This window comes from Streptomyces sp. NPDC025638 (assembly GCF_055558775.1).
This window is the reverse complement of sequence record NZ_JBVHLX010000040.1, coordinates 14,603-28,381: the sequence shown is the minus strand read 5'-3', so window position 1 is coordinate 28,381 and position 13,779 is coordinate 14,603. Positions and strand designations below refer to the sequence as shown.

The 13,779-nt window shown below is 72.6% G+C and carries 1 protein-coding gene; it reads right to left on the bottom strand.

Going from position 1 to position 13,779, the window contains the following annotated elements:
- On the bottom strand, window positions 1-13,517 hold a 13,517-nt coding region (locus ACZ4EG_RS45345; protein WP_467794877.1), incomplete at its 3' end, for a type I polyketide synthase.
- Window positions 13,518-13,779: the final 262 nt, after the last annotated feature.

The window sequence follows — 13,779 nt, the reverse complement described above, 5'->3', positions numbered from 1 at the left end:
TCCGCCGACAGGCCGCGCTGACGGCTGAACTCCACGAACGTCGAGGGAGTCGCCATGACGGTGACGCCGCCGACCAGCGCCATCGAGCACTCGCCGCTCCGCAGCGCCTGGACCGCGAGGTGCAGCGCCACCAGCGAGGACGAGCACGCCGTGTCGACCGTGACCGCCGGGCCTTCAAGCCCAAAGGTGTACGAAACGCGCCCCGAAGCGACACTGCCCGCGCTGCCGTTGACGAGGTAGCCCTCCAGACCTGCCGGCGAAGTGTGCACGCGCCCGCCGTAGTCGTGGTACATCACGCCGGCAAAGACACCGGTCCTGCTGCCCCGCACCATCGCCGGGTCGATCCCGGCCCGCTCGAACGCCTCCCACGACGTCTCCAGCAGCAACCGCTGCTGCGGGTCCATCGCCAGCGCCTCACGCGGCGAGATCCCGAAGAACTCGGCGTCGAAGTTCGCCGCGTCGTGGAGGAAGCCGCCCTCTCGGGTGTAGCTGGTGCCCCATTGGTCGGGGTTCGGGTCGTAGAGCTTCTCCACGTCCCAGCCGCGGTCCTCGGGGAAGCCCGACACGGCGTCGCGGCCGGAGAACACCAGCTGCCACAGGTCTTCGGGCGACTGCACGCCGCCGGGGTAGCGGCAAGCCATGCCCACGATCGCGATGGGCTCGTCCGCCGTTCCGGTGGCCATCGAGAGGGTCGCCGGCACGGCTGCCGCCGCCTCGCCGGAGCCTGCGGCTTCGGCGGTGAGGAAGCGGGCGAGGGTAAGCGGGTTCGGGTAGTCGAAGACCAAGGTGGCGGGCAGGCGCATGCCGACGGCCGAGTTGAGCCGGTTGCGCAGTTCGACGGCGGTCAGCGAGTCGAACCCGATGTCCTTGAACGAGTCGTCCGCGCCGACCGACTGTGCGGCGGCGTGCCCGAGCACGGCGGCGACCTCGGTGCGCACCAGGTCCAGCACCACGTCCTCGCGCTCGGCCTCCGACAGCCCGGCAAGCCGCTGACCCAGCGATCCCTTCGGCGCGGTCTGCGCCGCGCGCCGCACCGGCGCGACCCGCACCAGTCCGCGCAGGACCGGCGGCACGGGCTGCCCCTGTCCGTCGCGGAAGGCGGACGTGTCGAACCGGATCGGGGCGACTGCTGCCCGATCGGTGGCCAGTGCCGCGTCGAACAGCCGCAGGCCGTCCGCCGACGGGATCGCGGCGAGGCCCATGCGCTTGATGCGCGTGAGATCGGTGCGGCCGAGGCTGCCGGTCATGGCGCTCTCGCTGTCCTGCGCCCACAGGCCCCAGGCCAGCGACGTGGCCCGCAGGCCCGCGGCACGGCGGTGCTCGGCGAGGGCGTCGAGGAAGGTGTTGGCAGCGGCGTAGTTCCCCTGGCCCGGCGTGCCGAGGGTGCCCGCCACCGAGGAGAAGAGCACGAACGCGGACAGGTCGACGGACAGCTCACCCGCCAGGTCGTGCAGGTTCAGCGCCGCGTCCACCTTCGGGCGGAACACGGTGTCCAGCCGCTCAGGGGTCAGCGAGCCGATGATTCCGTCGTCCAGGACGCCGGCGGTGTGAATGATCGCGGACAGGCTCTGCCCGGGCCCGGCCAGGAGTGCGCGGACGGCGTCGCGGTCTGCCACATCGCACGCGGCCCAGGTGACGTCGGCGCCCTGTGCGGCCAGCTCGGCGGCGAGCTCGGCCGCGCCGGGCGCGTCCTCGCCGCGGCGGCTGACGAGCAGCAGACTGCGGACGCCGTGCTCGGCGACCAGGTGCCGGGCGAACAGCCCGCCCAGCCCGCCCGACGCGCCGGTCAGCAGGACGGTGCCGGAGCCGAGGCCGGGAAGCTCCGGCTCCGCGTCCGGCACGGCGACGCGGACCAGCCTCGGCACCCGGACCTCGTCGTCCGCGTGCACCGCGGCCTGCGGCTCACCCGACGCGATCAGGCCAGGCAGCACCCGGGCAAGACCGGCGTCGTCAACACCGCTGCCGACGTCGGCATTGGCACCGCTGGAGGTCTCGACCAGCACGATGCGGTCGGGGTTCTCGGTCTGCGCCGAGCGCACCAGTCCGCGGACCGCCGACTGGGCGAGGTCGCCCTTACACGTCACCAGCACCAGGCGCCCCGGGCGTTCCTCGGCCAGCCACCACTGCACCAGCTCCAGCACGGCATGGGTGACCTCACGGACCCGGGTGGCCACGTCCGCGCCGTCCCCGCTCGGGCAGGGCACGACCACGGCATCGGCGACGGCTCCGGCATCGGCTTCGGTGTCCGCCGGCGAGTCAGCGGCCCGAAGAGCGGCGAGATCCTCGTACGTCTCGATCCGCAGGCCGGCCGGCGCGGACGGCAGACTGACCGGCGCCCACTCCAGGCCGAAGACCGCGTCGTCGCTGCCGGAACCGGCGCGCAACTGCTCGGCGGGCACCGGGCGCAGCGTCAGCGAGTCGACCTGCGCGACCGGCTGACCGGTGCCGTCGGCCAGCACCAGCGACACCGTGGTGGTGCCGGTGCCGACGCGCGAGACCTTCACCCGCAGGCCCGAGGCTCCGACAGCTGCCAGGCGCACGCCGCTCCAGGCGAACGGCAGCAGCCCGTTCCCCGTCCCGGCCTCGGGCTCGACCGCGCCCAGCCAGACGGTGTGCAGGGCGGCGTCGAACAGCGCGGGGTGCAGGCCGTACGCGCCCGTGTCCGTCCGCTCCGCGCCGGGCAACTCCACCTCGGCGAAGAAGTCGTCCCCGCTCCGCCACGCGGCGCGCAGCCCCTGGAAGCCGGGGCCGTAGTCGAGCGCCATGCCGGCGAGGCGGTCGTAGAACCCGTCGACGTCGACCGGCTCCGCGTCCGCGGGCGGCCACGCGGCGAGCGAGCCGTCCACGGGTCCTCCTGTGGCGAAGGTCAGCGAGCCGGAGGCGTGCCGGACCCATGCCCGCCCGGAGTCGTCCTCGTGGGCGTACGCGTCACCGTCGTCGGTCCGCGAGTGCACGGTCAGCGGCCTGCGGCCCGAGCCGTCGTCGGCGCCGACGCGCACCTGCAGGGCGACGCCGCCGCGCTCGGGCACGAGCAGCGGTGTCTCCAGCGTCAGCTCTTCCAGCAGGTCGCAGCCCACGGCGTCGGCAGCGGTGACCGCCAGCTCGACGAACGCGGTTCCCGGCAGGAGCGCGACCCCACTGACGGCGTGGTCCACCAGCCACGGGTGCGTGTGCGTCGAGAGCCGCCCGGTGAGCAGGTGTCCGTCGCCGTCGGCCAGCGGCACGGCGGCGCCGAGGAGCGGGTGACCGGCCTCGCCCTGCCCCACCGCGCGCATGTCACCGGCGGAGGCGGGAGCGTCGAGCCAGTAGCGCTCGCCCTGGAAGGCGTAGGTGGGCAGGTCGACGCGCCGGGCGTCCGGGAAGAAGGCGCGCCAGTCCACTTCGGCGCCGCTGACGTGCAGTTGGGCGTACGCGGTGGTGAGCGCCTGAGGTTCGGGCCGGTCGGCCCGGAGTACGGGGATGGTGACGATGTCGTCCACACAGCCCTGCGCCAGGCCGCTGAGGACACCCCCAGGACCGATCTCCACGAACGTGGTCACGCCCAGTTCGTGCAAGGTGTGCAGGCCGTCGGCGAATCGGACCGCCTCGCGGACGTGCCGGACCCAGTACTCGGGGGTGTACGCCTCGGCCAGGCGACCGGTGAGGTTCGAGACCACCGGGATCCGCGGCTCACTGAAGGTCAGACCGCTGACTACCTGCGCGAACTCCTCCAGCATCGGATCCATCAGCGGTGAATGGAACGCGTGACTGACCTTCAACCGGGACATTTTGCGGCCCTGTTGGGTGAAGACCTCGGCAATGTCCAGCACGGCATGCTCGGCTCCGGAGACGACGACGGACCGCGGGCCGTTGATCGCCGCGATGCCGACCTCGTCGGTCAGGTGCGGCAGCACCTCGTCCTCGGTGGCCTGGACCGCGACCATGGCGCCACCCGCAGGCAGCGCCTGCATCAGCGCGGCACGCGCCGACACCAGCTTCGCCGCATCCTCAAGCGACAACACACCCGCCACATGCGCAGCCGCAATCTCACCCACCGAGTGACCCGCCACCAAATCCGGCCGGACACCCCACGACTCCAGCAGCCGGAACAGCGCCACCTCCAAGGCGAACAACGCCGGCTGCGTGCAACCCGTCTGGTTCAACTCCTCCGAGTCAACATCGACCGTGACATCGAGATGCGCACACACCTCGTCATACGCCGCCGCGAACACCGGATAGGACGCATACAGCTCACGCCCCATCCCCAGCCGCTGCGACCCCTGCCCCGAGAACAAGAACCCAACCTTGTCCGCCGAGTGAGCGCGCCCGGCGACGACGTTCGGCGCCGGTTCGCCTGCCGCGAGGGCCTCCAGACCCGCCCGCAGCTCGGCCGTGTCGGCGCCGATCACCGCGGCCCGGTGCTCCAGCACCGACCGCGTCGTGGCCGACGAGAATCCGGCGTCGACGGGCGACACATCGTCGGCCGCGAAGGCCAGCAATCGCTCCGCCTGGGCCCGCAGCGCCACTTCACTCTTTGCTGACAGCACCCACGGCACGGGCACCGGGCGGTGTTCCTGGGCCGGCTCGACCACGGCCGCGGCGGGCGCCTCCTCAATGATCGTGTGCGCGTTGGTGCCGCCGATACCGAAGGACGACACCGCGGCCCGACGGGACCTGGCGGTCCCGGGCCATTGCACCGGCTCGGTCAACAGCCGCACGGCGCCCGCCGACCAGTCGACGTGCGCGGTCGGCTCGTCCACATGAAGCGTCTGCGGCAGCACGCTGTGCTGCATCGCCAGCACCATCTTGATCACACCGGCGACGCCCGCGGCGGCCTGCGTGTGACCGATGTTGGACTTCAGCGAGCCCAGCCACAACGGCTGTCCTTCGGGCCGCTCCTGGCCGTACGTGGCGAGCAGCGCCTGCGCCTCGATCGGGTCGCCCAGCTTCGTCCCCGTACCGTGCGCCTCGACGGCGTCCACGTCGGCCGGCGTGAGCCCGGCGGACGCCAGCGCCTGCCGGATCACCCGCTGCTGCGCGGGGCCGTTGGGCGCGGTCAGACCGTTGGACGCACCGTCCTGGTTCACCGCACTGCCCCGCACAACAGCCAGCACGCGGTGGCCGTTGCGCTCGGCGTCACTGAGCCGCTCCACCAGCAGCAGGCCGACGCCTTCGCCCCAGCCCGTGCCGTCGGCACCGGCCGCGAACGCCTTGCACCGGCCGTCGGGCGACAGCCCGCGCTGCCGGCTGAACTCCACGAACAGGTCCGGCGTGGTCATGACGGTGACGCCCCCGACCAGGGCCATCGAGCACTCGTCGCTCCGCAGTGCCTGCGCGGCGAGGTGGAGGGCCACGAGCGACGACGAGCACGCCGTGTCCACCGTGACCGCGGGGCCCTCGAGGCCGAACGTGTAGGAGATGCGTCCGGAGACGACCGAGGCTGCCTTGCCGGTGAGTGCGTACCCCTCGATCTCCTCGGGCGCGTTGCGCAGTCCGTTGGCGTAGTCCTGGCCGTTGGTGCCGATGAAGACACCGGTGCGGCTGGCGCGGACGGACGCGGGGGCGATGCCGGCGCGCTCGAAGGCCTCCCACGCGGTCTCCAGCAGCAGGCGCTGCTGAGGGTCCATGGCCAGCGCCTCGCGCGGCGAGATCCCGAAGAGTCCGGCGTCGAAGCGGTCGGCGCCCTGGATGAAGCCGCCCTCGCGCGAATACGTCTTGCCGGGCCGGTCGGGGTCGGGGTCGTAGAGCGCGTCGATGTCCCAGCCGCGGTCGGTGGGGAAGCCGGACATCGCGTCCCGGCCGGAGCTCAGCAGGTCCCACAGGTCCTCCGGCGATTGGACGCCGCCGGGGAAGCGGCAGCTCATGCTGACGATGGCGAGGGGTTCGTCGGCCGCGGCGGCGGCCGTCGCCTGCGCGGCGTCCGCCTCCAGGCCGTGCCGGCCGAGGAGTTCCTCGCCCAGGTGACGGGCGAGGGCGGTGGGGGTCGGGTGGTCGAAGATCAGGGTGGTGGGCAGCTTGAGGCCGGTGGCCGTGTTGAGCCGGTTGCGCAGTTCGACGGCGGTGAGCGAGTCGAAGCCGGTCTCGCGGAACGTACGGTCGGCTTCGAAGGCACCCTTGCCCGTGTGGCCGAGCACCGTGGCGGCCTGCTCGCGGACCAGGTCCAGCAGGATACGGCCCTGTTCTCCCGGCGTGGCGCCGAGGAGGCGCTGGACCGGCGCGGACGCGGGCACTTGGGCGCTCTGCGCGGCCTGGGCGCGTGCTTCGAGGGCCTTGCGGGCTTCGGGCACGCCGTGCAGCAGCGGGCAGGGGCGCGTGCCGGCGAAGGCCGGGACGAAGCGGTCCCAGTCCACGTCCGCGACGGTCACGGAGGTCTCGCCGTGGGTCAGCGCACCGTGCAGCACGGAGATCGCGGGAAGGGCCGCGATCGCCCGCACGCCGCGCCGCCGCAGGTGGTCACCGGCGGCGCCGTCGGCCATGCCTCCGTCCGCCCAGGATCCCCACGCGACGGCCAGCGCGGGCAGGCCCTGCGCCCGGCGCTGCTCGGCGAGGGCGTCGAGGAAGGCGTTCGCGGCACCGTAGGCGCCCTGGCCGCCGTTGCCCCAGACACCGGTCATCGAGGAGAAGAGCACGAAGGCGTCGAGGTCCTGGCGGTCACGGGTGAGCTCGTGCAGGTGGAGCGCTGCGTCCACTTTGGGGCGCAGCACGTGGTTGAGGCGCTCGGGCGTGAGCGATTCGACCAGGCCGTCGTCGAGTACGCCTGCGGTGTGCACCACGGCGTTCATGGTGTGCCGGCCGAACAACTCGGCGAGCGCGTCGCGGTCGGCCGCATCGCACGCGGCGACGGTGACCTGAGCGCCCAGCTCCTCCAGCTCCGCCTTGAGTTCGGCGGCGCCCGGGGCGTCGGGGCCCCGGCGGCTGGTGAGCACCAGGTGCTCGGCACCGGCACCGGCGAGCCAGCGGGCCACGTGCCCGCCCAGCGCACCCGTACCACCGGTCACGAGCACGGTGCCGCGCGGCGACCAGGGTGCGTCCGCCGGTGCCGCGCTCTGCGGCGCGCGCACGAGGCGGCGGCCGGACACGCCGGAGGCGCGTACGGCGAGCTGGTCCTCGTCGGCCTGGGCCAGCAGGCCAGCCAGTCGCTCCAGCGCGCGGGAGCCGAGCTCGGCGGGCAGGTCGACGAGCCCGCCCCAGCGCTGCGGCTGTTCCAGGGCGACGATCCTGCCCAGGCCCCAGAGCTGGGCGGAGACGGGGTCGGTCAGCAGGTCCGCCGGGCCGGTCGACACCGCGCCGCTGGTCAGGCACCACAGCGGGGCCTCGATCCCGGCGTCGCCGAGGGCCTGGACGAGCAGGACGAGCCGCTGGAGGGCGTCCGTCCCCGCTTCGCCCGGTGCTGCGGCGAACAGGATGCCGTCGGCCTGCTCGTGCCCGGCGTCGGCGAAGGCCCGGGCGAGCGCGTCGCGGTCGGTGTCCTCGCCCACGGCGAACGGTACGAGCGCGACGCCGAGTTCCGTGAGCCCGGCGCGGATCGCCTCGGTCCACGCGGTCTCCTTGGAGACCACGTAGAGCCAGGTCCCCGACGGAGCGGCCCCGACCATGTCACCGAGCGGCTGCCAGGTGATCCGGTAGCGCCAGCCGTCGGCGGTGGACTGCTCGCGCCGCTGCCGGCGCCAGGCGGACAGCTTGGGTGCGACCACGTCCAGTTCGGCGGGCTCCAGTCCCAGGAGCGCACCGAGAGATGCCTGGTCCTCGCTCTCGACGGAGTCCCAGAACTCGGCGTCCATCGCCTCCGGGGCGCCAATGGTCGCCGCCTGAGCCGCGTCGAGCCAGTAGCGCTCGCGCTGGAAGGCGTAGGTCGGCAGGTCGACGCGGCGGGCGCCCGGGAAGAGCGTCTGCCAGTCCGGGGACACGCCATGGGTGTGCAGCTGCCCGACGGCGGTGACGAGGGCGTACGGCTCGGGGCGGTCGGCGCGCAGGGCGGGAACGGTGACGATGTCTGTGCCGTCATCGAAGCAGCCTTGGGCGAGGGCGCTGAGGACGCCGCCCGGGCCGATCTCCACAAACGTGGTCACACCCAGGCCGTGCATGGTCCGCACGCCATCGGCGAAACGGACCGTCTCACGGACGTGCCGGACCCAGTACTCGGGCGTGTACGACTCAGCCAAGCGACCGGTGAGGTTCGAGACCACAGGAATCCGCGGCTCACTGAACGTCAAACCGTGGACGATCTCCGCGAATTCCTCCAGCATCGGATCCATCAACGGCGAATGGAAAGCGTGACTGACCTTCAGACGGGACGTCTTACGACCCTGACCGGCAAACACCTCGGCAATCGCCGTGACCACGTCCTCGGCACCGGAGACGACGACGGACCGGGGACCGTTGATCGCCGCGATGCCGACGCCTTCGGTGAGATGCGGCAGCACCTCGTCCTCGGTCGCCTGCACCGCCACCATCGCGCCGCCCGCAGGCAGCGCCTGCATCAGCGCGGCACGGACGGACACCAGCTTCGCCGCGTCCTCGAGCGACAGCACCCCGGCCACATGAGCAGCCGCAATCTCACCCACCGAGTGACCCGCCACCAAATCCGGCCGGACACCCCACGACTCCAGTAACCGGAACAGCGCCACCTCGACCGCGAACAACGCCGGCTGCGTCGAACCCGTCTGATGAAGCGTCTCCGCATCGACGTCGACCGGGGCGTCCAAACGCGCACACACCTCGTCGTAGGCCGCGGCGAACACCGGGTACGCCGCGTACAGCTCGCGCCCCATGCCGATCCGCTGCGAACCCTGACCCGAGAACAAGAACCCAACCTTGCCCCCGACGGCTCCGCCCACCGGAGCAGCACCGGAAACAATCGCCTCCAGCCCCCGGCGGAACTCCCCAAGCTCCTCCCCCACCACCGCCGCACGACGCTCCATCACCGCACGCGACGTCGCCAGCGAGAACGCCACATCCTCCGGCCGAACCCCAGCACCCCCGACGCCCACAGCGTCCAGGAAGGACAGCAACCGGCCCGCCTGCTCCCGCAGCGCCGCATCGCTCTTCGCCGACAGCACCCACGGCACGACCGCACCCGAGGCCGAAGCCGGGGACTCCTCCGCCACGCCGGGCGCCTGCTCGACGATCACGTGCGCATTGGTGCCGCTGATGCCGAATGAGGACACCGCTGCCCGGCGCGGCAGGTCGGCCGCGGGCCACTCCACCGCCTCGGTCAGCAGTCGTACGCCGCTTGCCGACCAGTCCACGTGCGGCGTCGGCTCGTCGGCGTGCAGGGTCTGCGGCAGCACACCGTGCCGCATCGCCATGACCATCTTGATCACACCGGCCACGCCAGCCGCGGCCTGCGTGTGACCGATGTTCGACTTCAGCGAACCCAGCCACAACGGCCGGTCGCCGTCCCGTCCCTGGCCGTAGGCGGCGATGAGGGCTTCCGCCTCGATCGGGTCGCCGAGCCGCGTGCCCGTACCGTGCGCCTCCACGGCGTCGACGTCCGCGGGCGCGAGTCCGGCGGCCGCCAGGGCCTGGCGGATGACGCGCTGCTGGGAGGGGCCGTTGGGCGCCGTGAGTCCGTTCGACGCGCCGTCCTGGTTGACCGCGCTGCCCCGCACGACGGCCAGCACCTGGTGGCCGTTGCGCCGGGCGTCGCTGAGCCGCTCCACCAGGAGCATGCCGACACCTTCGGCCCAGCCCGTACCGTCGGCACCGGCCGCGAACGCCTTGCACCGGCCGTCCGCCGACAGGCCGCGCTGGCGGCTGAACTCCACGAACATGCCGGGCGTGGACATCACGGTGACGCCGCCGGCCAGGGCCATCGTGCACTCGCCGCTCCGCAGCGACTGGACGGCCAGGTGCAGGGCCACGAGGGACGACGAGCAGGCCGTGTCCACCGTGACCGCGGGGCCTTCGAGGCCGAACGAGTAGGCCACGCGGCCCGAGGCGACACTGGTCGTCGTGCCGGTCAGCAGGTAGCCCTCGATGCCGTCGACCGGCTCGTGCAGCCGGGGGCCGTAGTCCTGTGCCGTCGCGCCGATGAACACGCCCGCCCGGCTCCCGCGCAGCGTGGCCGGGTCGATGCCGGCCCGCTCGAAGGCCTCCCACGCGGTCTCCAGGACCAGCCGCTGCTGCGGGTCGATCGCGGCGGCCTCGCGGGGGCTGATGCCGAAGAAGCCGGCGTCGAACTCGGCCGCCTCGTGCAGGAAGCCGCCGTGCCGCGTCGAGGACTTGCCGGGCGTGCCGGGCTCCGGGTCGTAGAGCGCTTCGACGTGCCAGCCGCGGTCCGTCGGGAATCCGGAGATGGCGTCGCCACCTGAGGCGAGCAGCCGCCACAGGTCCTCCGGCGATTGGACGCCGCCGGGGAAGCGGCAGCTCATGCTGACGATGGCGATGGGCTCGTCGGGGTCGGTCAGTGTCGCGGGCGCGGCGGCCGTCGCGTCCTCGCCGCCCAGGGACTGGGCGGCGAGATGGCGGGCGAGCGCGGCAGGGGTCGGGTGGTCGAACAGCAGCCCGCTGGGCAGGCGCAGGCCGGTGGCCTCGCCGAGCTGGTTGCGCAGTTCCACCGAGCTGAGCGAGTCGAAGCCGAGGTCCTTGAACGTCCACTCGGTCTCGACCTGGCGGGCTTCGGCGTGGCCCAGGACTGCGGCGATGTGTGCGCAGACCAGGTCGAGCACGGCCTCGTCGCGTTCGGACTGGGGCAGCCCGGCCAGCCGCCGGCCCAGGACTCCGACAGGCGCGCTGTCAGTCTCGGCGATGGCGTCCGGCTGGGGAACCGCAGGAGCCCAGCCGGTGGTGGCGACGGACGACGTGGTGTCGCCGTCCAGCCAGTACCGCTGCCGTTCGAACGCGTAGGTGGGGAGCGCGACCTTGCGGCGAGCGCCTCGCCCGCCGCCGAACAGAGCGTCCCAGTCCGGCTCCACGCCGTGGACGTGCAGCGAGGCGACCGCCGCCAGCAGGGCCTGCGCCTCGGGGCGACGGGCGCGCAGGACGGGGACGAGCAGGGACCCGCTGTCAGCGTCGGCGCTGACCATGGAGGTGAGCACGCCGCCGGGGCCGAGCTCCAGGTACGTGCGCACGCCCCGCTCGTCGAGGCGGGCGACGCCGTCGGCGAAGCGGACCGCGTCGCGCACGTGGCGGACCCAGTACGCGGCCGTGCACCCTTCGTACCCCGAGGGCTCCTCGGACAGTCGGCCCGTCACGTTGGACACGATCGGGATGCGCGGGGCGTGGAAGGTCAGGCCCTCGGCCACGTCGCGGAACTCTGCCAGCATGGGCTCCATGTGCGGGGAGTGGAAGGCGTGGCTGACCCGCAGCCGGCTGATCTTGCGGCCCAGGGCGGCGAAGGCGTCGGCGATCTCGGTGGCGAGGTCCTCGTCGCCGGAAACGACGACGGAGTCCGCGGCGTTCAGCGCGGCGATGCTCACGCGGTCCGTGCGGTCGCCGATGCGGGCGCAGACCTCGTCCTCTGCTGCCTGGACGGCGATCATGGCGCCCCCGGCGGGCAGCGCCTGCATCAGGCGGCCGCGCGCGGCCACGAGGGCGCAGGCGTCGGCGAGCGAGAGGACGCCGGCCACGTGCGCGGCGGCGAGTTCGCCGATGGAGTGGCCCATCAGCACGCCGGGGGTGATGCCCCAGCTCTCCATGAGCCGGAACAGGGCGACCTCGATGGCGAACAGCGAGGTCTGCGTGTAGAGGGTCCGGTCGAGTTCGGCCGCTTCTTCGGTGCCTTCAGGCGCGAACATGACTGCGCGCAGCGGCCGCGGCAGCAAGGAGTCGAGGTGTGCGCACACCTCGTCCAGCGCGGTGGCGAACGCCGGGAAGGCCTCGGCCAGTTCGCGGCCCATGCCGACTCGCTGGCTGCCCTGGCCCGAGAAGAGGAAGGCGAGCTCGCCGCGCGGGCCCGTGCGGCCCGTGGTCAGCGCGGCGTCGATGCCGCCGGTGGACAGCTCGCGCAGGGCGCGCAGCAAGTCGTCGCGGTCCTCGCCCACGACGACGGCCCGATGTTCGAAGACGGTGCGGCCGGTGGCCAGCGACCAACCGACGTCGGGCAGGGCGAGACCGGGGTGCGCTTCGGCGTGTGCGAGCAGGGCGGCGGCCTGGGCGCGCAGCCCGGATGCGGTCTTGGCGGACAGCGGCCAAAAGGTCGGAGCCGCGCCCGTACCCGCCTTCGCAGCCGCGCCCGCCGCCACCGTCGCCTGGTGTTCCGCCAGCACGATGTGGCAGTTGGTGCCGCCCATGCCGAACGAGCTGACGCCGGCGAGCAGCGGGCGGCCGTCCTCGGCGGCCCATTCGCTGTGCTCGGTCTGCACCCGCAGGTTCAGCCGGTCCAGCGGGATCGCCGGGTTCGGCGTCTCGAAGTTGAGGCTGGCGGGCAGTTCACGGTGGTTGAGCGACAGGACCGCCTTCAGCAGGCCGGTGATGCCGGCGGCGCCCTCCAGGTGGCCGACGTTGGTCTTGGCCGAGCCGACCTGCAGAGGGCGGCCGGGCTCGCGTGCCGTGCCGAGCACTGCGCCGAGCGCGGCTGCCTCGATCGGGTCGCCGACCTTGGTACCGGTGCCGTGCAACTCCACGTAGCCGACGTGGGCGGGGTCGATGCCGGCCCGTTCGTAGGCGAGTCGGAGCACCTGTTCCTGCCCGGACTGCAGGGGTACGGTCAGCCCGTCGCCGCCACCGTCGTTGTTGACCGCACTGCCGCGGATCACGCAATAGACAGGGTCGCCGTCCGCGACGGCCCGGGCGAGAGGTTTGAGGACGACGAGGCCTCCGCCCTCGCCGCGGACGTAGCCGTTCGCGCGGGCGTCGAAGGTATAGCAGCGGCCGTCGGGAGACAGGCCGCCGAACTTGGCGGCGCCCAGGGTGCTCTCGGGGACGATGTTGAGGTTCACGCCGCCCGCGATGGCGATCGTCGATTCGCCCTTGCGGAGGCTCTCGCAGGCCAGGTGGACCGAGACCAGGGAAGAGGACTGGCCGGAGTCCACGGTCAGGCTCGGGCCGTTCAGACCGAGGAAGTACGAGACCCGATTGGCGATGATGCTGCGGTGCAAGCCGGTGACGGTATGCGGGGAGATGGCCGTGAGTCCGGAGCGGTGGTGCAGGGTCGCGTAGTCGTCCCAGATAGCGCCGACGAACACTCCGGTGCGGGTGGAGCGCAGCGTCGCGGCGCGCACGTGCGCGTCCTCCAGCGCTTCCCAGGCCAACTCCAGCACGAGGCGCTGCTGCGGGTCCATGGCGGCGGCCTCCTTGGGGGAGAGCCCGAAGAACCCGGCGTCGAAGTCGCCGATGCGGTCGAGGAATCCGCCCCGGCGAATGTCGGTCCTGCCGGGTGCGGACGGGTCGGCGTCACCCCCCGCGGCCCCGTCCCACCGGTCCGGGGGGATGTCGGTGATCGCGTTTGCGGCCTCGCTGAGCAGCCGCCAGAAGGCGGCCGGGTCGGCGGCCCCCGGCAGTCGGCACGCCAGGCCGATGACAGCTATGCCATCGGCCGAATCCGCCGAAGCCGAACCGGCCCGATTCCCTGATCCGTTGAGCTCGGACTCGACCATAGTGCACTCCACCCACCCACACTGAGAATGAAAAGGCACCGCACGATGGCGGCCACGGCACAGGCGATCGGCACGACCCGGCGGCAACAAGTTGCGGTGTGACCCCAGTTTCGGTCCCGCAGCCGCGCTCCACCGCTGCAGCGGATCAGATTTAGGGGAATCCCCAAATGGTCGACGTGCACGAGCATTGACAGCCGGGGACATCTCTAAGGAGAACCCTAGGGACAGTCATGGGAGAACTACAGCTCATACAGCCTCCCCC